The 23,709-nt window shown below is 61.4% G+C and carries 17 protein-coding genes and 4 pseudogenes; 17 read left to right on the top strand and 4 right to left on the bottom strand.

Annotated features, from left to right (window positions below; all coding sequences use genetic code 11):
• Positions 1 to 52: 52 nt before the first annotated feature.
• Positions 53 to 1,111 (bottom strand): N(2)-acetyl-L-2,4-diaminobutanoate deacetylase DoeB, encoded by a 1,059-nt coding sequence (doeB, locus tag KF707C_RS11265; RefSeq protein WP_003449911.1) that lies wholly within the window; start codon positions 1,109 to 1,111, stop codon positions 53 to 55.
• Positions 1,112 to 1,127: 16 nt separating this feature from the next.
• A complete protein-coding gene (gene doeA, locus KF707C_RS11260) occupies positions 1,128 to 2,315 on the bottom strand; it encodes an ectoine hydrolase DoeA (RefSeq protein ID WP_003449912.1) in 1,188 nt (395 codons plus the stop codon).
• A 177-nt stretch (positions 2,316 to 2,492) separates the two neighbouring features.
• Between doeA and ehuR the strand changes: the two genes are divergently transcribed.
• The 9 genes and pseudogenes from ehuR (at position 2,493) to KF707C_RS11215 (ending at position 13,776) form a co-directional block, all read left to right on the top strand.
• Positions 2,493 to 3,893, top strand: coding sequence for a MocR-like ectoine utilization transcription factor EhuR (gene ehuR, locus KF707C_RS11255; protein ID WP_003449913.1), 1,401 nt, complete (start codon positions 2,493 to 2,495; stop codon positions 3,891 to 3,893).
• Between the two features lie 148 nt (positions 3,894 to 4,041).
• On the top strand, positions 4,042 to 4,578 hold the full coding sequence (locus KF707C_RS11250; RefSeq protein ID WP_003449915.1) for a TRAP transporter small permease: 537 nt from the start codon (positions 4,042 to 4,044) through the stop codon (positions 4,576 to 4,578).
• A 17-nt stretch (positions 4,579 to 4,595) separates the two neighbouring features.
• Positions 4,596 to 5,873: a TRAP transporter large permease gene (locus KF707C_RS11245; RefSeq protein WP_036992045.1), complete on the top strand. Its 1,278-nt coding sequence runs from the start codon at positions 4,596 to 4,598 to the stop codon at positions 5,871 to 5,873.
• 89 nt (positions 5,874 to 5,962) lie between these two features.
• Positions 5,963 to 7,054 (top strand): annotated as a pseudogene (locus KF707C_RS11240) (IS5 family transposase).
• Positions 7,051 to 7,338: a DUF2933 domain-containing protein gene (locus KF707C_RS11235; RefSeq protein WP_096368015.1), complete on the top strand. Its 288-nt coding sequence runs from the start codon at positions 7,051 to 7,053 to the stop codon at positions 7,336 to 7,338. The pseudogene KF707C_RS11240 and the gene KF707C_RS11235 overlap by 4 nt, the downstream one beginning before the upstream one ends.
• Positions 7,339 to 7,431: 93 nt before the next feature.
• Positions 7,432 to 7,773, top strand: a complete 342-nt coding sequence (locus tag KF707C_RS11230) for a hypothetical protein (RefSeq protein WP_036992022.1) — start codon at positions 7,432 to 7,434, stop codon at positions 7,771 to 7,773.
• Positions 7,774 to 7,871: 98 nt separating this feature from the next.
• On the top strand, positions 7,872 to 9,128 hold the full coding sequence (locus KF707C_RS11225; RefSeq protein WP_003449921.1) for a TolC family protein: 1,257 nt from the start codon (positions 7,872 to 7,874) through the stop codon (positions 9,126 to 9,128).
• Entirely contained in the window at positions 9,125 to 10,609 is a 1,485-nt protein-coding gene (locus tag KF707C_RS11220; RefSeq protein WP_003449922.1) for an efflux RND transporter periplasmic adaptor subunit, read from the top strand. Before KF707C_RS11225 ends, KF707C_RS11220 begins: the two co-directional genes overlap by 4 nt.
• Positions 10,606 to 13,776 (top strand): efflux RND transporter permease subunit, encoded by a 3,171-nt coding sequence (locus KF707C_RS11215; RefSeq protein ID WP_003449923.1) that lies wholly within the window; start codon positions 10,606 to 10,608, stop codon positions 13,774 to 13,776. Before KF707C_RS11220 ends, KF707C_RS11215 begins: the two co-directional genes overlap by 4 nt.
• Before the next feature lie 406 nt (positions 13,777 to 14,182).
• Here the strand turns inward: KF707C_RS11215 and KF707C_RS11210 are convergent, their stop codons facing one another.
• Complete coding sequence (locus KF707C_RS11210) at positions 14,183 to 14,791, bottom strand: LysE family translocator (protein ID WP_036992048.1); 609 nt, start codon at positions 14,789 to 14,791, stop codon at positions 14,183 to 14,185.
• A 121-nt stretch (positions 14,792 to 14,912) separates the two neighbouring features.
• Here KF707C_RS11210 and KF707C_RS11205 point away from each other — a divergent pair.
• The 7 genes and pseudogenes from KF707C_RS11205 to KF707C_RS29425 all read left to right on the top strand — a co-directional run.
• A pseudogene (locus tag KF707C_RS11205) lies at positions 14,913 to 15,530 on the top strand (LysR family transcriptional regulator); the annotation flags it as partial.
• Between the two features lie 103 nt (positions 15,531 to 15,633).
• A pseudogene (locus KF707C_RS11200) lies at positions 15,634 to 15,877 on the top strand (IS66 family transposase); the annotation flags it as partial.
• Positions 15,878 to 16,526: 649 nt separating this feature from the next.
• Entirely contained in the window at positions 16,527 to 16,676 is a 150-nt protein-coding gene (locus tag KF707C_RS29450; RefSeq protein ID WP_003449930.1) for a hypothetical protein, read from the top strand.
• 1,034 nt (positions 16,677 to 17,710) lie between these two features.
• Entirely contained in the window at positions 17,711 to 18,160 is a 450-nt protein-coding gene (locus KF707C_RS11190) for a hypothetical protein (protein ID WP_003449932.1), read from the top strand.
• A 160-nt stretch (positions 18,161 to 18,320) separates the two neighbouring features.
• Positions 18,321 to 18,500: a DUF2933 domain-containing protein gene (locus KF707C_RS11185; protein WP_003449933.1), complete on the top strand. Its 180-nt coding sequence runs from the start codon at positions 18,321 to 18,323 to the stop codon at positions 18,498 to 18,500.
• Between the two features lie 87 nt (positions 18,501 to 18,587).
• A pseudogene (locus KF707C_RS11180) lies at positions 18,588 to 19,342 on the top strand (heavy metal-binding domain-containing protein); the annotation flags it as partial.
• 155 nt (positions 19,343 to 19,497) lie between these two features.
• Positions 19,498 to 19,812 carry a hypothetical protein gene (locus tag KF707C_RS29425; RefSeq protein WP_003449940.1) on the top strand — a complete coding sequence of 105 codons (315 nt, stop codon included), beginning with the start codon at positions 19,498 to 19,500 and terminating at the stop codon, positions 19,810 to 19,812.
• Between the two features lie 168 nt (positions 19,813 to 19,980).
• On the opposite strand, the gene KF707C_RS11170 is transcribed toward KF707C_RS29425, so the two are convergent.
• The gene (locus KF707C_RS11170; RefSeq protein WP_051050707.1) at positions 19,981 to 20,673 is read right to left on the bottom strand and encodes a TetR/AcrR family transcriptional regulator; all 693 of its coding nucleotides are present in this window, start codon (positions 20,671 to 20,673) and stop codon (positions 19,981 to 19,983) included.
• 1,572 nt (positions 20,674 to 22,245) lie between these two features.
• On the opposite strand from KF707C_RS11170, the gene KF707C_RS11165 reads away from it, so the two are divergent.
• A complete protein-coding gene (locus KF707C_RS11165) occupies positions 22,246 to 23,514 on the top strand; it encodes an FAD-dependent oxidoreductase (RefSeq protein WP_003449943.1) in 1,269 nt (422 codons plus the stop codon).
• Positions 23,515 to 23,709 lie beyond the last annotated feature (195 nt).

Here is a 23,709-nt window from a genome sequence, read left to right as displayed (position 1 = left end):
AGGTCTCCGCTTGCTGTTATTGTCATTTGGTTGCGACCGGACCTGCCGGCTTCTAGCTTTCGACGATGTCGGCGATTACTGCCAGGGTGTCGCCGATGTCCACCAGTGCAGGAAAACGCCGGGCAACCAGGAGCCCATCCCGTTCCGCACGATATTCCACAGCCGGCGTGCCGGTGCGCTCGAACGCATGTACCCGCGCAACGAGGTCGCCTCGCTTGAGGCGATCGCCCAGGCTACGGGTGAGTTCGAGAATGCCGCGATGGGTGCTCTGCACGTAGCAACTGGCATCGGGCATATCCAGTTGCAGCCGCGGCTCGTCGGCAAGCTCCAACTCGCCAGCGAGAATCCCGGCAAACTTTAGGAAGTTGCGCACACCACGATCGGCCAGGGCCATGGTTTCGGGGGTACTGGTGCCGCCGCCACGCAGTTCGGTGGTGACGAACACCTTGCCCTGGGACTCCACCGCCGTGTCGTACAACGAAGCTGCATCCAGCTCGAAGAGGATCATGCTGGCGGCGGTACCGAACAGGCGTGCACCCTCGATGCACTTGGCCTCCTGCTGTGCGTCCGGTAGTCGGTGGGCTGCGGCGAACGGCAGGATGTCCAGGGTCTTGCCACCGGAATGTATATCCAAGGCATAGTCACACAACGGAATCAGGTGCCGCTGAAAGTAATCGGCGATACGCTCGGTCATGCTCCCTGTAGGGTTGCCGGGGAAAGAGCGGTTCATGTTGCCTTTGTCGATCGGCGAAGTACGGCTGCCGTTCTGCACGGCGGGGTAGTTCATCGCCGGGACGATGATCACCCGCCCCTGGACGTCCTCTGCCCGCAGCTCTCCAGCCAGCTTGAGCAACGCGGTGATGCCCTCGTATTCGTCGCCGTGGTTGCCGCCGGTGAGCAGCGCGGTAGGACCCACGCCGTTCTTCACCACGCTGATAGGGATCATGATGCAGCCCCAGGCCGACTGGTCATGGGAGTACGGCAGCTTGAGGAAGCCGTGCTGCACACCGTCTCGCTCGAAATCGACCGTGGCACTGAGGGTGGTGGCATGACCCTCGGCAACACTCGACCGCGTGTCTGCCTGCAGTTCCGCTTCGGATGAAATATTCATGGTTGCGCTACTCATCTCAGGCCTTCACGAATAACTGTCGCGGGAAGTCGCAAAGGGTTTCCACCCCGCTCTCGGTAATCAGGATGCTCTCGGTGGTCTCCAGGCCCCAATCATCCAGCCAAAGGCCCGGCATAAAGTGGAAGGTCATGCCAGGTTGCAGCACCGTGGTGTCGCTCTCACGCAGGCTCATGGTGCGCTCGCCCCAATCCGGCGGATAACTGAGACCGATTGGATATCCGCAACGGTTATCTCCGCGATCGTAACCGTAACGACGCAGGGTGCTGTTCAGCTCTCTGGCGATGTCACCGCAGGTATTGCCCGGTTTGGCGACCGCCAGACCCGCCTCCAGGCCAGCGTTGATCGCCTCCTCGGCCTTGCGAAAAGCGGCTGACGGTTCGCCCAAGTAAAGAGTGCGCGACAGCGGGCAGTGGTAGCGTTTGTGGCAGCCGGCAATCTCGAAGAAGGTACCTTCCCCCTTCTTGAACGGGCGATCATCCCAGGTCAGGTGCGGCGCCGAAGCGTCCTTGCCCGAGGGCAACATGGGCACGATAGCTGGGTAGTCGCCGAACTTACCCTCGTGACCGACACAGGCAACCCGATAGATTTCACCTACCAGCACGTTCTTCGGCAGACCCGGTTCGACCATTTCGATGATCGCCCGATGCATGTTCTCGACGATGCGCGCGGCCACACGCATGTACTCGATTTCCAGCGGCGACTTGACCGCTCGACACCAGTTGACCAAGCCAGTGGCATCGACCAACTGTGCCTGCGGCAGACCACGCTGCAGCGCCTGGTGCGAAGTAGCGCTGTAGTAGTAGTTGTCCATCTCCACGCCAATCGTGCCGCTGGTCCAGCCTCGTGCCGACAGTATTTCCTGGCACAGGTAGTCGAGGGCGTGATGCGGTGGGTTCATCACGTAGCGGTCGCTGTAGGAGGCGATATCCTCCTCCGGCATGTAGACGGTGCGACGCGCGCCATTGGCATCGATGCCACGGCCGTACCATAACGGGTTGCCGTGCTGGCCAATCACCACGCATTGCGGAGTGTAGAAAGACCAGCCGTCATAACCGGTAAGCCAGGCCATGTTGGATGGATCATGCACGATCAGTGTCGTGACCCCCCGCTCAGCCATGGCGGCACGCACCTTGGTCAAACGCTGGGCATACTCTTCACGGCTGAAATTCAAAGCGATTTCACTCATGACAGCATCTCGAAAATGAACGCGATGGCGTTCAGGTCTCTATCCAACCGCCCGCACCAGCCGGGCGGTTATGCAATGTACTGAAACCTGCTAGAGTGACCACATCAAATGCAGGTCAATCTGCATGGATCACATATTTATTATCAGTACACTTTTCGTCAAGGACTTTATTGAACTATGACAATAGACCTGAAGCCCTTCATCCGCTCTGGCCAGCCCAAATACCTGGCTATCGGCAACGCCCTCAGTGAAGCGATAAATGCTGGCGCATTGCAGCCCGGCAGCAAGCTGCCGACCCACCGAGAGCTGGCCGAGGTCCTGGGGGTTAGCGTGCAGACGGTAAGCAATGCCTACGCACATGCCGAAAAGCAGGGCGTCGTCTACGCCCAGGTGGGCAGCGGCACCTTCGTGCGCAGCCGCCACGTCAGCCACGAATCGGACTACCTGTCCACCGACGAACACGATGACCCCAGCCGGGGCATCGACCTGTCCACCGCCCATCCGGTATGCACGGCCCGCCATGTCAAGCTCTACCGCGAGGGCCTCGAACGCCTGTCCCGCGAGGGCCGCGATGATTTCATAACGTCCTTCCACCCGACCCAAGGCCTGACCCTGCACCGTGACGTGGTCTGCACCTGGCTGGCCCAGCAGAGAATGCCGGCCAACCCCGATCACATGTTGTTCTGCAATGGCACCGCGCACGCCCTGACTATTGCCATGACGACGATACTCAAGCCAGGTGACACGGTACTCTGCGAACACGAGACGGGCATGCTGCTACTGGCCTTGGCGCAAACCCTGCACTTCAATCTCAAAGGCCTGGCCACAGACGACCAAGGCATTCTGCCCGAAGCGCTGGAAACCGCCTGCCGACAGGGGAGCGCGCGGGTGCTGTTCTGCACCCCGACCATGAACAACCCCAACAACAACACCATGAGCCTGGAACGACGTCAGGCGATCGCCGAGCTGGCCCGGCGCTACGACTTGACGGTGGTGGAGGACGACGTTTACGGCGCACTGCAACCGGACCGCAGCCCGCCACTGTCGGCGCTTATTCCGGAGCGCAGCTTCTACGCCACCAGCCTGACCAAGGTGACCTTGCCTGGCATGCGCGCCGGCTATCTGATCACCCCGCCACACCTAGTGCAGCAAGCCATAGGCCGACTTCGCAGTACTACTTGGATGGCCACCCTGATGCCCTTCGAGATCGCCGGCTGGTGGATGCAGGATGGCACCCTCGACCGCATGATTACCTTTCAGCAGCAGGAGTTTGCGGCACGCCAGCAGATGGCCTGCGGACTGCTCACCGCCTGTCGCTACAAGGCCCATCCTAACGGCATGCATATATGGGCCGAACTGCCGGCGCATTGGCAACCGGAAAAGTTCGTCCGCCGGGCACGCCAGGAAGGCGTGATGATCTTTCCGGCGGAGCCGTTCCTGGCCACCGCCGATCGCAACAACCCATTCGTGCGCATCAGCCTGGGGGCCGAACAGAGCCGCTCGCGCGTGCAGGCTGGACTGGCCACGCTGAATGGTCTGATGGAGGAGATACCCCCCCCCATGCACTTCGTGTTCTGAAATGACGCACAAAGCAGTTCACGCCACATGAAATAGCACATATGTACTGATTCAAATATTGAATTGACATGGTTTTTTCACAGATGTACTGTCTGGCCTCCACAACAAAAAAAATGCCTGTCGCCATGGCAGCAGGCTGGAGGTGGCAATGGCTTGGCTACATAAACTGGACTGGCTGCTGGAAAAGCTCGAGGCGTTTATCCTCGCCAGCGCGATCTTGCTGATGGCGCTGAACTCGGTCGGCAATGTATTTGGCCGTTACTTGTTCAACCAGAGCCTGTACTTCTCCGAGGAACTCAATCAGTTCCTGATCATCTTCGTCACCTTCACCGGTTGCAGCTATGCCGCGCGGCACAACCGCCACATCAGCATGAGCGCCTTCGTCGAGCAGTTGACTGGCAAGCCAGCCGCCGCCAGCCTCCTGCTGATCAATCTGCTTACCGCCGCCCTGCTGATGTGGCTGACCTGGGCATCCATTGGCTACGTGCAATCAGCCGCGCGCGTTGGCCGCGCCTCATCGGCGTTACAGTTGCCACTGCATTACATCTACCTGGTCATTCCACTGGGCTTGGGTATGAGTGGCCTGCAGTTCCTGCGCCACGCCTTCATTCAGTTGCTGGTACTGCTCGGCTGCCGCGAAGCACCGCCGCGGCATGTCGACGCCCCCCTCCCCCCGCAAGCCTGAGTACGCACAGCATGGATATGACTACTGCTCTTCTGCTGATCATGCTGGTCCTGCTGCTGGCGGGCTTCCCCATGATGACAACCCTGTTGGCGGCCGCAGCGGCCGGCTTCCTGTTTTTCTTCAACATGGGGCCGGAGTTCCTAATCCAGCAGATGATCGCCGGCATCCGTCCGTCAGCCCTGGTGGCAGTACCGATGTTCATCCTTGCCGCCGACATCATTACTCGCGGGGCCACGGCCAATAGACTGCTGGATGTCGCCATGGCTTTCGTCGGCCACGTGCGGGGCGGCATGGCAGTCACTACCGCTCTGAGCTGCGCGATGTTCGGTGCCTTGTCCGGCTCGACCCAGGCGACCGTGGTCGGGGTGGGCAGCATCATGCGGCCGAAGATGCTGCAACAGGGGTACAAGGACAGCTTCGCCATGGCACTAATCATCAACGCCTCGGATATCGCCCTGCTGATTCCGCCGAGCATCGGCATGATCATCTACGGCGTGGTCTCGGGCACATCGGTGGCCGAACTGTTCATCGCCGGTATTGGCCCTGGCTTACTGCTGATGGTGCTGCTGGCTGGTTACTGCTACTTCTACGCGCGGCTGGCAGGCATTCCCCGCAGCGAGAAATTTAGCTGGCATGAGCGGCTGCGCACATGCCGTCGTGCCTTCCTGCCACTGCTGCTGCCAGTGATGACCATCGGTGGCATCTACACCGGGGTCTTCAGCCCTACCGAGGCAGCTGCGGTGTCAGTGCTCTACGCGCTGATTCTGGAGGTGTTGATTTTTCGCCGGGTCAAGCTCAGTGATCTGTCGAGCATTGCAATGTCCACCGGGCTGATCACCGCCGTGGTGTTTATCCTGGTGGCCGCCGGCTCGGCCTTCTCTTGGGTGATATCCTTCGCTCAGATCCCCCAGCAGATCCTCAGCGGTATTGGTTTGATGCAGGCTTCGCCGACCGAACTGCTGATCATCATTTCGATCGCCTTCTTTATCGGTTGCATGTTCGTCGACCCGATTGTGGTAATGCTGATCCTCGTGCCGATCTTCGCCCCGGCGGTGCGCATGTCCGGCCTTGATCCGGTGCTGGTTGGCACCATCATCACCTTGCAGGCGGCCATCGGCTCGGCCACACCGCCTTTCGGCTGCGACATCTTCACCGCTATAGCGATATTTCGACGGCCCTACTTCGACGTAATCCGTGGCAGCTTGCCGTTCTTCCTCATCTTGCTGCTGATGTCGGTACTACTCATCATGTTCCCTCCAATCACCTTGTTCCTGCGCGATCTGGCCTTTCGTTAGCAGCCTGTTGAAATTGGCCCGCGCCCTGTCTGGTTCTGCTGCGTGAGGTTTACGATACCGGCTCCAATCTGTCTGGACCCTCGATTTCCATGCGTGGAGCCGATATCACTCAGGAATCCCTGTTCACCATCGCCAAGCTCGATGACTTCGTGCCGGCGAACCATCCCCTGCGCGCCATCCGCAAGCTGGCAGACACCGCTCTGCTGCGGATGAGCGCCCTGTTCGACACCGTGTATGCCGACACCGGTCGCGCCTCGATTGCCCCGGAGAAGTTGATGCGGGCGCAGTTGCTGCAGCTGTTCTGCTCGCTGCGCAGTGAACGGATGCTCATGGAGCAACTGGGTTACAACCTGCTGTTCCGCTGGTTCGTTGGCCTGGCCATCGACGACCCGGTGTGGGATCACTCGGTGTTCTCGAAGAACCGTGACCGCCTCAATGCCCAGGCCGTGACCGCCGAGTTTCTGAGCGAAGTGGTGCGCCTGGCCGAGAAGCAGGGACTGATGTCGGATGAGCGCTTCTCGGTCGATGGCACCCTGCTGCAGGCTTGGGCCTAACAGAAGAGTTTCCGCCCCAAGGACGGCCCTCCGGATGACCAGGGGCCCGGACCGCGCAATGCCCAGCCTGACTTCAAAGGGCAGAAGCGCAGCAACGACACCCACGCCTCAACCAGCGATCCGGATGCCCGGCTATATCGCAAGAGCCACAACACCGGCGCGCAGCTGAGCTACATGGGTCATGTGCTGATGGAGCACCGCAGCGGACTGGTACGCAGTGCCCATGTCAGCCTGGCCGGTGGTCGCGGCGAGCGCGAAGCCGCACTGCTGATGCTGGGTAAACTCGCTGGCCGCCGTCGGCGCACCTTAGCGGCGGACAAGGCCTACGACACGGCGGACTTCGTCGCCGCCAGTCGCGCCCTCGGCGTCCCACCCCATGTGGCGCAGAACACCAGCGACCGACGTAGCGCCATCGACGGCCGCACCACGCGTCATGCTAGCTACGGCCTGAGCCTGAAGATCCGCGCCTGGATCGAAACCCACTTCGGCTGGCTCAAGATGGCGGCAGGCCTACGTCAGATGAAGCAACGAGGGCTTGAGCGTGTCGACGCGCTGTTCCAGCAGGCCATGGCGGCAAGCAACCTGGTGCGCCTGCCGAAGTTGATGGCTGCAGGCTCAGTCGCATGAACATATTGACGGGGAAGGTGCGCCCGGCGTCTGCCAAATCTGGCTATTTAATCTGTCCGGCGCTCGGAATAGGGCTTACCCGCCCCACGACCACTGCTACCAAGAGCAGTGATCGCAGTGGTGGCGGCGAATTTCAACAGCCTGCTAGCGTCGCCCCGACCCTATTGGCACTGCTTTGCCCATTGATGATGCTGGTGTGCATGCGTGGTATGCATAAGAAGGCCACTGGCACCGCCCCGCAGACGGTGAAGTCGATCAAGCAGTTGCCGGTGGATGCCCGATGAGCGCTGAGATCGGTCCGGTGTCCGCTGCCCCTTACGAAATTTCATGCCCCTCTGTAATTGTGCCTGCCAGTACCCACCGCTAGACTCCAGCGCATGACAGCCTACCTGCGACTCTGCCTCATCCTGCTGATTAGCCTGGCGCTTCCCTTGAACGGGATGGCGGGGGGCGGGGCGTTGGTGGAGCCCTGCCCGATGCAGACCGCTGGCATGGCCATGATGGCAGACATGGACCAGGACTGCTGCCATGACATCGAGAAGGCCGCTGAGCATGGCAAGCCCTGCAAGCCTGGCCAGGAATGCAAGAGCAGCAGCATCCTGCAGGTCCCGATCCTCAAGTCTGCCACTCACCTGTCCAGCCCGCTGGTGGTTTCCCTCACCAGCGACTTCCTGCCGCCCAAAACCCCAGCTGGGGTGTGGCGACCTCCCTGCGTCTGATTCCTGATTGACACTGATGCCCTTTCCGCTTCGGCAGAGAGGCATATCTGCATGCGCGCTCGCGCGGCGCACAGCAACTGATCACAGGAACCCAGAACATGATCCCCGACCGCTATTGCACCGGGTGGCCGACCGTGGTTGCCCTGGTGGCAACCGTGCTGGCCTCCCCCGGTCACGCCGAGCCATTGAGCTTCGAGGCTGCCCTGCGGCTGGCCGAAGACAACGCCCCCTCCCTGGCCGCTGAGAACGCCAAGCTGCAAGCGGCCAGCAGCGCCGCGATTCCCGCCGGCGAGTTGCCGGACCCGAAACTGCTGCTCGGCGTGCAGAACTATCCCGTCGGCGGCCCGGACCGTTGGACCATCGACCAGGACTTCATGACCATGCAGATGGTCGGCGTCATGCAGGAAGTACCGAATCGCGAAAAGCGCCGCGCCCGTGTCGAAGTGGCCCAGGCCAGCGTCGAGCGCGCCGAGGCCGAGCGGCGTGTCCAACGCCTGAAAGTTCGACAATTCGCCGCGCAGGCCTGGATCAGCTGCTACTCAGTCGAGCGCAAGCAGGCGCTGTTCCGGGATTTTTTCAGCGAGAACCGCGTATTGGCCGAAGCCGTGCGTGCGCAGATTGCCGGAGGCCGCGCCGAGGCGGCTGATGCCGTGACCGTCAAGCAGGAAGCCGCCGATCTGGCTGAGCGCCAGGATGAGTTGGCCAGCCAGCAAAGCCAGTCCCGCGCCCAGCTCAGGCGCTGGATCGGTCTCGCGGCTGATGAGCCGCTCGCAGGAGAACTGCCGGTTTGGCCGATCACCGCCGCGAACTACTTCCAGAAGCTGCCGGAGCATCCTGAACTGGCGGCCTATGTGCCGATTACCCGCGAGGCCGAGGCCAAGGTGCGCGAGGCCGAGGCGGAGAAGAGGTCCGACTGGAGCTGGGAGGTCGACTACCAGCGCCGTGGCCGCGAGTTCGGCGACATGGTGAGTGTGCAGTTCACCTTCGACCTGCCGCTGTTCCCCGACTCCCGGCAGAACCCGAAGATTGCCGCCCGGCACGCCGAACTGAATCAGTTGGAGGCCGAGCGCGAGGCCCTGACCCGTGAACAGGCCGAGCAGTTGGAAAGCGATCTGGCGGAGTACCAGCGCCTGGATCGCGCCGTCCGCCGCAGCCAGGACAGCCTGCTGCCTCTGGCCCGCGAAAAGGTCGACCTGACCCTGGCCAGCTACCGCGCCGGCACCGGCGAGCTGGCGGCGGTCATCGCGGCCCGCCGCGAACTGATCGAGGCGCGCCTCAGGCAAGTCGACGTCGAAGGCAGGCGCGCCCTGACCAGCGCCAGGCTTTATTTCACCTACGGGGAGAATCTCCCATGACCGCACCACTCTGGAAAGGAGCCCTGCTGAGCGGTCTGTCGATCGCCCTGGGCCTGGCGGGCGGCTACTGGTACGCGCAGCAGCGAATGGATGGAATGCCCCGGGCCTCCGTCGAACCTGGCCCCACGCCGGCGGAGCGCGAGGCGCTGTATTGGTACGACCCGATGTACCCACAGCAAAAGTTCGACAAGCCGGGCAGGTCACCCTTCATGGACATGGAGTTGGTGCCCCGCTACGCGGACGAGGGCTCGGATACCGACACGGCCACCATCAGCATCGACTCCGGGCTGAGCCAGAACCTCGGCCTGCGTCTGGCGCCGGTTACGCGCGGGCGGCTGGACAGCAGCCTGGAGGTAACCGGTGTGCTCGCCTTCAACGAGCGGGATGTGGCCGTGGTGCAAGCGCGTAGCGCCGGCTTCGTCGAGCGGGTTTACGCACGTGCGCCGGGGGATGTGCTGCCCGCTGATGCGGCGCTGGCCGACCTGCTGATACCGGAGTGGGCGGCGGCCCAGGAGGAGTTCCTTGCCCTCAAGCGCACGGGCGACGAAGTGCTGCTGGCAGCGGCGCGCCAACGCCTGCGCCTGGCCGGAATGCCACAGGCGCTGATCCGCCGGGTGGAGCGAAGTGGCAAGCCACAGGCGGTGCTGACCCTGACCAGCCCCATCGGCGGGGTGCTGCAGGAACTGGACGTACGCACCGGCATGACGGTCGCGGCTGGCGACACCCTGGCCCGTATCAATGGCCTGGGCAGCGTCTGGCTGACGTTGGCGGTGCCCGAGGCGGAGGCCGGGGCCACTGCCCCGGGCCAGGCGGTCGAAGCACGGCTGCCCGCCCTCCCTGCCGAGGTGCTGACCGGGAGCGTCGACACCATCCTGCCCGAGGTTGATCGGGAAAGCCGCACGCTGCGGGTCCGGGTCGAACTCCCCAATCCCGACGGACGCCTGCGGCCCGGCATGACCGCCCATGTCCGCCTCAGCGGCGCGACGCAGGAGAGCGCCTTGTGGGTGCCCAGCGAAGCGATCATCCGCACCGGTCGGCGAGCCTTGGTCATGCTGGCCGAGAACGGTGGTCGCTATCGCCCGGTGGAGGTACGCCTGGGCGCAGAGAACGCCGGCCGCACCGTAATTCGACAGGGGCTGGAGGAAGGTCAACAGGTGGTTGCATCCGGACAGTTCCTGCTCGACTCCGAAGCCAGCCTCAAGGGCATCGGCACGGCGGCTGCGGAAGCGCTGGTGAAGCAGGCACCGGTTGAGCTGCACGAGGCCGAAGGCCAGGTCATGGCCATCAACAACGCCGGCGTGAGCCTGGCCCACGGCCCCTTCAAGACCCTGGGCATGCCGGGCATGACCATGACCTTCCCCTTGGCCGATCCGGCGCTGATGGTCGGCGTCAAGGTCGGTGACAGGGTGCGCGTCGCGGTGCGCCAGTCCGATGCCGGGCTGGTCATCGAGCGCTTGGAAAAACTGGGAGGTCAGCCATGATCGCCGGTCTGATTCGCTGGTCGGTGGCCAACCGCTTCCTGGTCCTGCTGGTCACCCTGTTCCTCACCGCCTGGGGTACCTGGTCGGTACAGAGCACGCCAGTCGACGCCTTGCCGGACCTCTCCGACGTACAGGTGATCATCCGCACGCCCTATCCGGGGCAGGCACCGCAGATCGTCGAGAACCAGGTCACCTATCCCTTGGCCACCACCATGCTGTCCGTGCCGGGAGCGAAGACCGTGCGCGGCTTCTCCTTCTTCGGCGACAGCTTCGTCTACGTCATCTTCGAGGACGGTACCGACCTGTATTGGGCGCGTTCGCGGGTGCTGGAGTACCTCAGCCAGCTCCAGGGGCGGCTACCGACTACCGCCAGACCTGCCCTCGGACCGGATGCCACCGGGGTGGGCTGGATCTTTCAGTACGCCCTGGTGGACCGCAGCGGCGGGCATGACCTGGCGCAACTGCGCGCCCTGCAGGACTGGTTCCTCAAGTTCGAGCTGAAGACGCTGCCGAACGTCGCCGAGGTAGCCACTGTGGGCGGCATGGTCAAGCAGTACCAGGTGGTGCTGGACCCGATTCGACTGGCCAGCCTGGGCATTACCCAGGAGGAAGTGATCGCGGCCATCGGCCGGGCCAATCAGGAAACCGGCGGCGCCGTGCTGACCCTGGCCGAGGCCGAGTTCATGGTGCGCGCCTCCGGTTATCTGAAGACCCTCGACGATTTCCGTGACATCCCGCTCAAGCTCGGCGCCGGCGGGATACCCGTGACCCTCGGCGACGTGGCGACCATCCAGTTGGGACCGGAGATGCGGCGCGGCATCAGCGAGCTCGACGGCGAGGGCGAAGCCGTCGGCGGCGTGGTGATCCTTCGCAGTGGCAAGAACGCTCGCGAGACCATCGCCGCGGTAAAAACCAGGCTCGACGAACTGCGCCGGAGCCTGCCGGCAGGCGTCGAGATCGTCACCACCTACGACCGCAGCCAACTGATCGACCGCGCCGTGGAGAACCTCAGCCACAAGCTGCTGGAAGAATTCCTCGTGGTGGCGCTGGTCTGTGCCGTGTTCCTCTGGCACCTGCGCTCCTCGCTGGTGGCGATCATTTCCTTGCCGATTGGCGTGCTGATCGCCTTCATCGTCATGCGCCACCAGGGGATCAACGCCAACATCATGTCCCTCGGCGGGATCGCCATCGCCGTCGGCGCCATGGTGGACGCGGCGGTGGTGATGATCGAGAACGCCCACAAGAAGATCGAGGCCTGGCACCGGGCGCACCCCGGCGAAGCGCTCAGCGGCGATCACCGTTGGCAGGTGATGACCGAGGCCGCCGCCGAAGTGGGGCCGGCGCTGTTTTTCTGCCTGCTGATCATCACCCTGTCGTTCATCCCGGTGTTCACCCTGGAAGCCCAGGAGGGGCGGCTGTTCGGCCCGCTGGCCTTTACCAAGACCTACGCCATGGCGGCGGCGGCCGGCCTCTCGGTGACCCTGGTGCCGGTGCTGATGGGCTACTGGATTCGCGGGCGGATTCCCCCTGAGGAAAAGAACCCGCTGAACCGCTGGCTGATCCGCCTCTACCAGCCCGCCCTGGACTGCGTGTTGCGGCATCCCAAGGTCACTCTGGCGGCCGCGCTGCTGCTGTTCCTCAGCACGCTCTGGCCGGTATCCCGGCTCGGCGGCGAATTCCTGCCACCGCTGGACGAGGGCGACCTGCTCTTCATGCCCTCGGCATTGCCCGGGCTATCGGCACAGAAGGCCAGCCAGTTGCTGCAGTTGACTGACCGCATGATCAGGACGGTGCCGGAGGTGAAGCATGTGTTCGGCAAGGCTGGACGTGCGGAAACCGCCACCGACCCGGCGCCGCTGGAGATGTTCGAGACCACCATCCAGTTCAAGCCCCGCGACCAGTGGCGGCCCGGCATGACGCCGGAGAAGCTGGTGGAGGAACTGGATCGGGTGGTGAAGGTGCCCGGGCTGACCAACATCTGGATCCCGCCCATCCGCAACCGCATCGACATGCTCGCCACCGGGATCAAGAGCCCGATAGGGGTCAAGGTGGCCGGTACCAACCTGGCCGACATCGATGCCGTCACCCAGGCGGTGGAGCGCGTGGCCGCGACGGTGCCCGGCGTCAGTTCCGCCCTGGCAGAGCGCTTGACCGGTGGGCGCTACATCGATGTGGACATCAACCGCCAGACCGCCGCGCGCTACGGCTTGAACATCGCCGATGTCCAGTCGATCGTGGCCAGCGCCATCGGCGGCGAGAACGTTGGCGAAACCCTCGAGGGCCTGGCGCGCTTCCCCATCAACGTGCGCTACCCACGGGAATGGCGCGACTCGATCGGCGCCCTGGAGCAGCTGCCGATCCTCACCCCGCAAGGCAGCCAGATCACCCTGGGCACTGTGGCCAGCATCCGCGTCAGTGATGGCCCACCCATGCTGAAGAGCGAGAATGCGCGGCCGTCCGGCTGGGTCTACATCGACGTGCATGGCCGTGACATCGCCTCGGTGGTGGCCGACCTGCGCCAGGCCGTCAGCGAGCAGGTCAAACTGCAACCGGGGATGAGCCTGGCCTACTCGGGACAATTCGAGTTCCTGGAGCGGGCCAATGCACGCCTCAAGCTCGTGGTGCCGGCGACCCTGCTGATCATCTTCGTGCTGCTCTACCTGACCTTCGCCCGCTTCGACGAAGCCGTCCTGATCATGGCCACGTTGCCCTTCGCCCTGACCGGCGGGGTCTGGTTCCTTTACCTGCTCGGCTACAACCTTTCAGTGGCCACCGGCGTCGGCTTCATCGCGCTCGCCGGGGTGGCGGCCGAGTTCGGTGTGATCATGGTGCTTTACCTGAAGAACGCATGGGCCGAACACGAAGACGCCGGCAACGCCAGCGAACGCGGGCTGATCGAGGCGATCCGCGAGGGTGCCGTGCATCGCGTACGGCCCAAGGCGATGACAGTGGCGGTCATCATCGCTGGCCTCTTGCCGATCCTCTGGGGCGGCGGGACCGGCAGCGAGATCATGAGCCGGATTGCCGCGCCCATGGTCGGCGGCATGGTCACCGCCCCCCTGCTGTCGATGTTCGTCATACCGGCCGCCTATCGCCTGATGCGCCGTCGCCACCTGCCTGCCGAGTCCACCAACCATCCAGGAGAAGTTGTAGGAAGAACGCCCTGATGGCCGTTACCAGCGCCTGAGCTGTCCTGTCCCTGGCCGCCCAGGCGAGGCCATGCCTGCTCCCGATCAAGCTCCTGACCTAATCGGTGCAGTGCAGGCATCGCTGGATGCCTGTGCCGAAGCGGCCGGCTCTGACCATTATCGTCCGGTAAACATCCACGCTCGAAGCACGTGGATTTGCTTCTGGCCTCCTATTGAATGAGGGAATCTCCCTCCGTCTAGCAAACTGGCGAATCGTCGCCCAGATTAATGAAAAGTCAGGGCGGCGAAATTGCACACTTATCGCCAGTTGCCCGCCACCCGACACAGGCCTTCGCATTCATTTACTGCCTGCTCACATGCAGCCGACCAATACGCGCCTATAGCCCGGGGGCTTCGCACGGCCCGGTGCGGAAGTTCGGTACCATTACGAGCGAATCGGCAGTAATGCGCCAAACACGACGAAGAAGCCTCCACACACCTTATTGAACCGTCGGCCCGTTCGTGCCAACCAGGGCCTGACGCGGTGCGCGGCACTGGCCACTGCGTACTCCACCCCAAACTCGACGACGGCATAGGTCAGCGCCATGACGGCAGTCTGGAGCAAGAGATTCTGTTGCGGCTCGATGAAGGGCGTGATGAACGCGGTAAACAGCAGCAAGGCCTTGGGGTTGGAGATGGCAGAAAACAGTCCCTGACGAATCAGCGACCAGCTATTCGACTGCGTCAGGTCACCCAGCGAGACCGTCACAGGCGCAGCCCGCCATAGAGCGATGCCCAGCCAGATCAGATAGAGCCCACCCCCGACCTTCAGCACAGTCAGCCACAGGATGGACGTCTGGAGCAGTGCCCCCAGGCCGAGCACACACAGCGCAATCATCGCGATGAAACCGAGGACGCCCCCGGAGATGGTGAACAGTGTTTTCTGGTTGCCATGAAGCGCGCCATGAGTCAGGACGAGCAATGCATTTGGCCCAGGTACCACAGCTATGCCGCAGCAGGTCAGCAGGTACAGCAGCCAGGTTTCGAGTTGCATGAGGTCACCGAGATGAGCGTGGCTAGAGGGACTACACGCGATATTGGAGATGGCCTGGCCTGACAAGAAGCGCATAATCTGGCACTCATGTATTCGTTTATCGAATGGAAGAGTGAGTGCCATGGTACCTCGGGATTTGCAGATCGATTGGCTCAAATGCTTTGTCGCGGCCGTTGATACGGGCTCCTTGTCGAGCGCGGCCATTGAGGTAAACCGATCGCAATCGGCGGTCAGCATGCAACTCAAGAAGCTTGAGGCAGCGCTTGGCCGCCAGGTACTCAACCGTAGCTCACGGCATCTTCAGTTGACGGATGATGGCCAGGTGCTGCTCGGGTATGCCCGGCGTCTGCTCGCGCTGCACGCGGAAACCCAGGCCGCGTTCTGGGGCGAAGCGCTGACTGGCCGAATTCGGCTCGGGGTGGCCGAAGACTACGCCGCCCCTTACCTCACACCAGTCCTCAAGCGCTTCGCTCCGCGTCATGGCGGGGTTGATATCGAGCTGACCTGCGAACAGTCGACGGCGCTCATCCCGCGCGTGACCAGTGGTGACCTGGACTTGGCGCTGGTGTCGCGCGATCACCCCCGGCGCGGCACCTTGCTGTTCCAGGAACAGATGGTGTGGGTGGGGTCACCTAACTTTGAACTCTGGCGGCGAGATCCGCTGCCGATTGCCGTCTATGAGACGGCCAGCCTCGAGCCTCTCTGCCAGCGGTACGCAGCGAACCGGTTGATCGAACAGGATTTACCAGAATGACCCAAGAGTTATCTGCTCGAGGATATGAATCGCAGACAGACGTCCCAGACCTCAAATGACATTCTGACTTATGCGCGAGAAGTTGAGCCATGCACGCAACTTTCTCGGCCAATGGAACGGCAAGCTGGTCTGCGACGACTTCGCCGGCTACAAGGCCGGCTTCGAGCAAGGCACTACCGAGATCGGCTGCATGGCCCACGCCCCGGCGCAAGTTCTTCGACCTGCACGCGGCGAACAAAAGCCAATTGGCCGAACAGGCCCTGCACTCGATCGCCGGCCTGTACGAAATCGAACGGCAACCCGACCTGGAAATGCTCAGGGATCAATGGCAGACCGAAGCCAATGCTGTGCTAAGACAGTCAGAGGAAGACTGGCGCCGACGCGCAGGACTACTGCCCAAAGGCCCGAAACCGTAAGTCCTGACTGGTCTGCCGCCGTACAATGTGCGGGCAGCCCTATTAGCGCCAATGGCCCGAAGATTGGCATGAACTGGCGGGGTGAACACTTGTACCGCTGGTCACCTGCAAACATGCACGTATACATACAATCTACGCTTATACTGTCCTTGCTGAGGATGATTGACATCGCCCACCGAGCAGGATGCTTTGGCGACGCGATGGCCTTACCCCCTAAGCGATTGCTTTCCGCCATGACGTCAGTGCTCGCACGTCATGGCGGACTCTTTTTCCAGCCCCCTCAGTTTCAAGTCGGCCACGGCTCTTAGCCAAACGGGCGACTTCACCAAACCAACGGCAAGCCTGATTGTCGCCGGCCGCTCTACCCTTTCCCGTAGTCAGTCCCGAGCAAATGGGAGGAGCGGGTATGGCCTGGCAACAATGCCCCGTCTGTGATGGCCGCTGCGCCATTCACCTCAACGGCCGCACGGTCGAGTGCCGCTACTGCCGAGGTTTGGGGCAGGTGTACCAAACTCCTCCCAAACCGGTTACGGGCGGCCGCTGACACCTTGAGGAAAATGGATGCATGACAGAGCAGCGAGCACTTCACGGGTTGCGGGTCCACATCCAGCTATTGCTGAAACACGGTTGGCAGATCGTTTCGCGTGAGCCACTGCTGCTCAGGCGCGGCGGCGCGCACCTGCGCTATCACAACGGCATGCTAGTCAGCGATTGAACCCCGTCGGCCACCGCCCCCCACGCGTTGCCGCGAGCCCGTGGACAAGCACTTCGAATCGCCCTCGCTTAACTGGTTACGCAATTGACGTAAACGCGTGGCGATCCCGCCTTGCGTGACTGCGCCGGTTGCCGCCGGTGCGGCAGCAACTCAGCGCTTGCACTGGTCGTGTGCGTCGGCACACGTGTCGACATTGCCGAACCACCAGCACAAAATCTGGGATCTCATTCACTCGCAGGTGCTTATGTCGTCATGAGTATGTAATGACGGCGGCCTTAGGTTCTATCGAACGTAACTCCACCACCGGATTTTGTACCGATGCTGGCAAACCTGCACCACGTACGACGAGACCACCTACTTGAACGCTTTGAGGAAGCGCGGCTCACCGCTGCTCAAGAACCTCGATTAAGGTTGACTGACTTCCTCAGAGCGTGAAGCGGACCTTCATGCGGGTAGCTAGATTGTCGCGACAGCCAGCAGCTTTGTTTGATGTGGATCAAGTGCCTCGAAGCTGCAGGCGTTAGTGTCGAGCAGACTTTTGCGACGGGCTGAGCAGATGATCTGGTTACGGAACCATCAACGCGCGTTGCTCCACGTGGCCTTGGTGCTGTGGGCGTTGGCGTTCGGGGTCGCGGTAAGCCATGGCTGCCTGTCCTACCCAGCGCATGCCCCCGCGCTCACCTATGCAAACGTCTCGGCCAACCTGCATGATCCCGTGCACCAGGTTCATGCCAGCGGCTGCCTGCAATTCTGTAACGACAGCGCATCGGCGCTCTATCTGGCACCGGGCCATTTTCCGCTCGACCAAGTCTTCTGGAGTCTGCTGCTTCTTCCCGACAGCCGTCGTTCCCATCTTCGGCGCGCTCACCGTGCACCTGCCTGCGCCGCTACGGCCGCTGGCACGCCTGAGCTTCGTCCGTCAACGATTGACCCTCCTTTCGTGCGCCCGGACCTCCGGACGCACTGTCTTGCTGCGCCTGCACGAGCAGGTGTAGCCCGTTGCATCTCACCCTTTGAAACAGCCGGAGATCGCCATGCACATGCCCATCAAATCGCTCGTCGCCGCACTGCTGATCAGCGGTCCGTTGCTTGCCGCGGCCATTGAGGAACATCACCCCGACCAGGCCCCGGCGAAAGCCGAGAGCCAGTCGGCACCCGCCCTGGGACAGGAAAAGGCCATGGCCGAGCAGATGAAAAAGATGCAGGCCATTCACGACAGGATCGCTGCTGCCAAGACCCCTGAGGAGCGCCAGGCGGCCATGCGCGAAGGCATGCAGGCGATGAAGGAAGGTCTCGGCATGATGCAGAACGGCTGCTCCGGCAAGGATATGGGTCAGCACATGAAGATGATGGACTCGAAGATGATGGAGATGATGATGCAGATGATGGACCAGCAGGCCGGCATGATGGGACCGCAGTCGGGCATGCAGGGCATGCCAATGCAAAAAACCTTGGAGAAACCGGCCCAGAAGCCTGCCCAATAATCGCGTGGCGCGGCCCGGTGTGGCCTGGTGGGCAGCCCCCCACAGGCCAACACCAGGGCACCCCAATCTCCGCCCCTGGAAAGTGGTCATGAACGCTTCGCATCCGTCCCATTAGCCGCCGCCGTCCTTCTGGCATAGCAAACCCGGTATAGCCCTGGGCATGTTGCTGGTCATTGCCCTGTTCTATCTGGCTCGCGAGCACTACGGCCATATCTCGCAGCTGTTGCCCTACGCAATTCTGTTGCTGTGCCCCCTGATGCACCTGTTTGGCCATCACCACGGTGGCCACAGCCATCACGGTGAAACAGCCGACACTCCCAAGGAAGGTAAAAGAGGCTGACTCATACACAGTCACGAACACGCGCCCCCACGCCCATTACTCTGGAACGAAACCTCGGCCGTCGAAGCGCAAGATCCGGTATGCGGAATGACGGTCAATGCAGACAGCCCTACCAACTGCAGTCCGCCGGGAAGACCTACCTGTTTTGCAGCGAATAGTGCCAGTCGAAGTTCAATGCGGCACCGGAACGCTCTGTTGAAGCCGCACGAACGAACCCTGCCAGCCCACCGCTGGTTGTGAGTGATACCTGGTACACCTGCCCGATGTACCCGGAAGTGTGGCAGCCGGGGCCTGGGAACTGTCCGAAGTGCGGCATGACCCTGGAGCCCGTGCTGCCGGAGTTGGAGCATGCGGAGCCCCCCGAGCTCAGGGACTTTTCCCGGCGTTTCTGGTGGACTCTGCCGCTGACCGTCATCGTCACGCTGCTGGCCATGGGCGGACATGCCTTGAACCTGTTCCACGGCGCTACGCAAAACTGGGTCTAGTTGGTGATCGCCAGCCCGGTCGTGCTTTGGGCAGGATGGCCGTTCTACGTTCGCGGGGTGCGCTCGGTGATCCAGCTCAGTCCCAACATGTGGACGCTGATCGGTCTCGGGACTTCCGCCGCCTATCTCTACAGCGTCGTCGTCACCCTGGCGCCGGCGGTCTTCCCGACGAACTTCATGATGGATGGCCGCATCGGTGTCTACTTCGAGGCCGCGACCGCAATCATTTCACTCTCCCTGCTGGGCCAGATGCTCGAACTCAAGGCGTGCTCACAGACCTCCACGGCCATCAAGTCCCTGCTCGGCCTAGTAGCCAGGACAGCACGACAGATCAACGTCGACGGTAGCGAAGAGGACAGCTCCGGCGTGGTGGTGTTGATAGGCCCGTTCCTGGAGGCCTTCCTGGCGTTGATCGTCTGGCGCTGTTTACCGGGGCATTGGTCAATCGCTCGGCTGCGGTCAGGGGTTGGGCTGACGTTTGGACCAGGCTACCGGTACCGGCGGTGGCGGCGGTGCTGATCGCCGTGGTTGGCTCGCAGATTGCGCCCGTGGTCAGCGAGATCGATCGGCTCACCCCGGTGCTGCCGGTGTACATTGCCTTCGCGTTCCTCGCGCCCATGATTAGTGCCCTGGTTGCGATGGCGTTCAAGCTGCCGATGGGGGCCTCCAGGGCAGTGACCTTCAGCGCTTCCGCGTGCAACTCCCTGGTGGTGGTGCTATCCCTCGATCAAGTCGGACTGGAAGTGGCACGCGACTTATATCGAGAGATCGGCACTCAGCACCTCCAGATCTATCTCAATGAGCAGATGCAGGGCATCCAGCAGTAGCCTCGCCTGAATGCCCAAACGCCGATGTGTGAGTCCTCCGTAGCAAGGATTACCTCTCGCCCTCGGTCAATCTTGTACCCAAGAGCAGTAACATGCTGGAGGCGGTGTCGACGACTCGCGCAAACCTATGCGCATTTGTTGTTTGCAGGGGGATGAGGTCGTAACGACTCAACCCAGGCCCGGCGCTCCGAGTTCGCGAAAACTCTCAGCGCAAAATAGAACCGGCCTGTTGGTGGAGCAAGGCGTCAGTGGTGGGCAGAAGTGAGTATGCGTCGCTGCCGGAATGAGCCAGCACATGATCAATGCAGTAAGGGCGTTGACCGCTTTGGCTTGATCGATGCGCCCAGAAATTAACTCTTCTGCAATGGCTCTGGCGGCGCCAAGAAGGCCCATACAGCGGACGTGCAGTTGATCCGGCGGCAAGTGGGAAAACGGCGTTAGGGCATTTTGGCAAATCGCGGCATAGGCTTCGGTCTGTCGATGCAGGACTGCTGACATTTCTTCATTGCCCTTCAGGGCTGCCTGCAGTGCCTGCCACTCGACCCCAGCCGCTATCGCACCACTCATGTACGCGTCGCTGACTGCATTGGCAACTTGCTTCAGCTGCGGCGCAGCTAGCTTGAGTTGGCTCAGCAACACCTCGATTTGATACGCATCCACCCGTTCATACAAGGCAATCAACAGCCCCGTGCGTGTCTCGAAATGACGATAGACCACGGTATGCGTGATGCCGACACGCTGCGCGAGCGAGCAAAGGGTTAACTCTTCCGTCCCTTGCTCACGGAGCATCACCAGCGCAGCACCCAGCAATTGGTCCCGACGCTGAAACTTGGGTAAGCGCTTCACAGGATGCACGTTCATACGAGTACCTCAGCGTCGTTCCTACCAAAGCATGCACAGCCTGTTCGAGCATCAGCGCTGGAAATACAGGCCGCACGCGCATTGGGGCGCCATCATTCACAATGATGGACTATTACGTGGGAATTGTTCCCACACACTGAGGCTAGTATGGTTGCGCTTACTGTCAATGCTCGACCGTTTGCTTCCTGAGCGGTGGCAGCACCATAGGGTGGACCGTCTCAGTAGCGTGAATCTGCGGGCTGTCTAGAACCAGCGCTTCGGCACCGATTGCCGAGGACTGCGTTCCGGTGCAGGTCAGGACATATTCGCTTGGCGCAGAAGACTCTCGCCCCACCATTGCGACCCTACGTCTGACTCGCCCGGGCTGGTCAAGCAACTGGACTTGGTGGACAGCCAAACGCAACTACAACCTGCTAGTACGAGTAACTGCCAAGAATAGAGAATTCAATATGTCGCCCGGCTAACAATGGAAGCCGCAGAAGCAATATAAAAAATCCCCCCAATATAAGTATTCACCGGCTTTTGAGAATTGCAACCAATGCAACTAGAAATGGAAGAAATCGAACATGCAGTAACAAGCTCGCCAGCGACTGATCGCACTGCATTTATTCGGGTGATATTTAAGTGGAGCAGAGCACACTCGACAAAAGATCTTGCCCAATATTATTAATCTGCAGGACAAACCCCTCAATCCGAAAGTAGTTCGACCTTGCCATAATCTGCCACGCAGAATTGGTGGAGATCTTCGCCTCTGTCCATATGCTACGCCAGCTAGAACGACTGCTCTGTCGCTGGCGATCTCGCATAAATCTTAAGCACCTTCATCACCTACATCAGTGTATTTATATCTTCACGCCTACACTCAGGATACCCCCAGAGACAGGAGGGACTTCCATTGGCCATCACATGCCCTCCACCGAGAACATTAAAGTGTTCCTGCCTGTGATGGCCTTCTTTTTTGTAGTAACAATAACGAACATGAGTTGATGAAAACTCATCTCAAATGTTAATCAAATGCTTTCACTTGTACGGTTTTGTTTCCGACGAAATGCACTTGCCAAAGACCTGACAGGGGTTGAGCGTTACAAGTTCGCAGACGAAGGGTTCGCTCTGTATTTATCCCAAGGAATGGGCGCTTTCAACTTGACCTGCATTGACAGCCAAATAGTTTGATGCGCCTGGGTTTACCGAACTTCGATTTGAGCTTCAGCTCAGGAGGGTTCGACGATGAAGCACCAAATAATTCAATTCATTACTTTTGCAATATTTGCAGCGACCACAACTTCCACATTGGCGGCCGGGCTCCCGGCTGATCCACCACCCGGACGGCTATTAGCCTCGCAGTGCTTTCAATGTCACGGTACTAACGGCCGGTCACAGAGCAGCATAGACAGCATCAACGATATGAGGGCTGACGAACTGCTCAAGGAATTGAGAGAAATGAAAGCCTCCACCAAGGTCACGCTGATGAATCAGCAGGCCAAGGTTTACACCGATGCCGAATTGCGGCTGATCGCCAATTTCCTGGGGCGCCGCTAACTGAACCGCCACCCACAGAGTGGAGGATTAACTATGAATGGTTTGAATCGTCGTCAGTTCATCCAGATTTTTGGCGGTAGCCTCGTTCTGGCTTCGCTGCCGTTGTCGGCGCTCAAGGCTGCCACGGGTGCACGTATCGTCGTTGTCGGCGGTGGATTTGGTGGCGCAACAGCTGCTAAATACCTGCGCCTGCTTGGCGGCGATCTCAGCGTGACCTTGGTCGATCCCCTGGCCGCGCACGTTTCTTGTGTGGGCAGCAATCTGGTACTCACTGGCGAAACCGCACTTTCGACCCTCACCAAACCGCTGGCAGCCTTGCGCGACCGCTATGGTGTCCAGTTGGTGAGCGACCGGGCCGTCAGGATCGACCCGTTCACTCATCAGGTACGCCTCGCCAGCGGCGGCACGCTGCCCTATGAACATGTAATTGTGGCACCGGGCATCGATTTCGAGACAGTGCCGGGGCACAACTTCAACGTCATGCCGCATGCGTGGATTGCCGGTGCGCAAACGACCCTGCTGAAGAACCAGCTACTGGCCATGCCGAACGGCGGAAGGTTCATCATCACCATTCCGAAGACACCGTTCCGGGCACACTCGGCTCCCTATGAGCGCGCCACGGTGGTCGCGGACTTCTTCCTGCGCAACAAACCAGCGTCCAGGATCATGATCCTGGACGCTAACCCGGACATCGCCGCCATGCGGCGGACCTTCAATGCGGCGTTTACTGGCATCTACCGCAACATTGTGCAGTATGTGCCGAACGTCACCGTGAATTCCGCAGATGCAACAAACCGCAGCCTCAACATCACCCGCAACGGGGTAACCTCGATCGTCACGGGCAATGTGGTTAATGTCATCCCCGCGCAGCGCGCCGGAAGACTGCTCTTTGACAGCGGATTGGTGCCAAGCGGCAGCAGATTCGCCCCGGTGAATCCGCTGAATTACGAGACAACTCAGTTCCCCGCCTCCAACGTGCACATTCTGGGCGACTCGCAAGCGACGGGACAGGCAAAGTCAGGCCATATGGCCAATTCCCAAGCCAAGATCTGCGTGGATGCGATCATTCGGGCACTGGTCGGCTTGCCACCAGACAGCGCACCAAAGACCACCGCTGCAGCATTCCCCCCGATCACACGCGATACGGCGAGCTGGAGTACCACGACCTTCGAGTTTGACCCGGCCACGGGGACCATGCGGGCGGTCGCGGGCACACCCGCCGAAGCAGCAGCGCCAACGAAGGAAACTCGCGAGGACATGTCGGGCTGGGTGACAAACCTCCTCAGTGACAGCTTCACCTAGGTTTGCTTTTAAGACCACGGGCCCGGCGAAGCCGGGCCCTCGTGTTTCAGGCGCGAGCGTAGCGTCGATCCAAGCGAGGCAACATCGCTTGGTCGCTCCCTCGCGATACGAAGAGTCCATCGCGCTCAACAACCTGCGCATTTACTCCATGCCAGATCCGCACGTCCCCGCAAGCCCTAACGCTGGCTGCGCTCG

It is taken from the genome of Pseudomonas furukawaii (assembly GCF_002355475.1).
In the GTDB taxonomy this organism is placed as follows: Bacteria; Pseudomonadota; Gammaproteobacteria; order Pseudomonadales; family Pseudomonadaceae; genus Metapseudomonas; species Metapseudomonas furukawaii.
The sequence above is the reverse complement of the archived record's forward strand: the minus strand, read 5'-3'. Positions and strand labels throughout refer to the sequence as shown.

Bases quoted from the DNA above. Each gene is read 5' to 3' on its own strand.
- doeB (WP_003449911.1), bottom strand. From the start codon at position 1,111: ATGAATATTTCATCCGAAGCGGAACTGCAGGCAGACACGCGGTCGAGT.
- doeA (WP_003449912.1), bottom strand. From the start codon at position 2,315: ATGAGTGAAATCGCTTTGAATTTCAGCCGTGAAGAGTATGCCCAGCGT.
- ehuR (WP_003449913.1), top strand. From the start codon at position 2,493: ATGACAATAGACCTGAAGCCCTTCATCCGCTCTGGCCAGCCCAAATAC.
- KF707C_RS11250 (WP_003449915.1), top strand. From the start codon at position 4,042: ATGGCTTGGCTACATAAACTGGACTGGCTGCTGGAAAAGCTCGAGGCG.
- KF707C_RS11245 (WP_036992045.1), top strand. From the start codon at position 4,596: ATGACTACTGCTCTTCTGCTGATCATGCTGGTCCTGCTGCTGGCGGGC.
- KF707C_RS11235 (WP_096368015.1), top strand. From the start codon at position 7,051: ATGAACATATTGACGGGGAAGGTGCGCCCGGCGTCTGCCAAATCTGGC.
- KF707C_RS11230 (WP_036992022.1), top strand. From the start codon at position 7,432: ATGACAGCCTACCTGCGACTCTGCCTCATCCTGCTGATTAGCCTGGCG.
- KF707C_RS11225 (WP_003449921.1), top strand. From the start codon at position 7,872: ATGATCCCCGACCGCTATTGCACCGGGTGGCCGACCGTGGTTGCCCTG.
- KF707C_RS11220 (WP_003449922.1), top strand. From the start codon at position 9,125: ATGACCGCACCACTCTGGAAAGGAGCCCTGCTGAGCGGTCTGTCGATC.
- KF707C_RS11215 (WP_003449923.1), top strand. From the start codon at position 10,606: ATGATCGCCGGTCTGATTCGCTGGTCGGTGGCCAACCGCTTCCTGGTC.
- KF707C_RS11210 (WP_036992048.1), bottom strand. From the start codon at position 14,791: ATGCAACTCGAAACCTGGCTGCTGTACCTGCTGACCTGCTGCGGCATA.
- KF707C_RS29450 (WP_003449930.1), top strand. From the start codon at position 16,527: ATGACAGAGCAGCGAGCACTTCACGGGTTGCGGGTCCACATCCAGCTA.
- KF707C_RS11190 (WP_003449932.1), top strand. From the start codon at position 17,711: ATGCACATGCCCATCAAATCGCTCGTCGCCGCACTGCTGATCAGCGGT.
- KF707C_RS11185 (WP_003449933.1), top strand. From the start codon at position 18,321: ATGTTGCTGGTCATTGCCCTGTTCTATCTGGCTCGCGAGCACTACGGC.
- KF707C_RS11170 (WP_051050707.1), bottom strand. From the start codon at position 20,673: ATGAACGTGCATCCTGTGAAGCGCTTACCCAAGTTTCAGCGTCGGGAC.
- KF707C_RS11165 (WP_003449943.1), top strand. From the start codon at position 22,246: ATGAATGGTTTGAATCGTCGTCAGTTCATCCAGATTTTTGGCGGTAGC.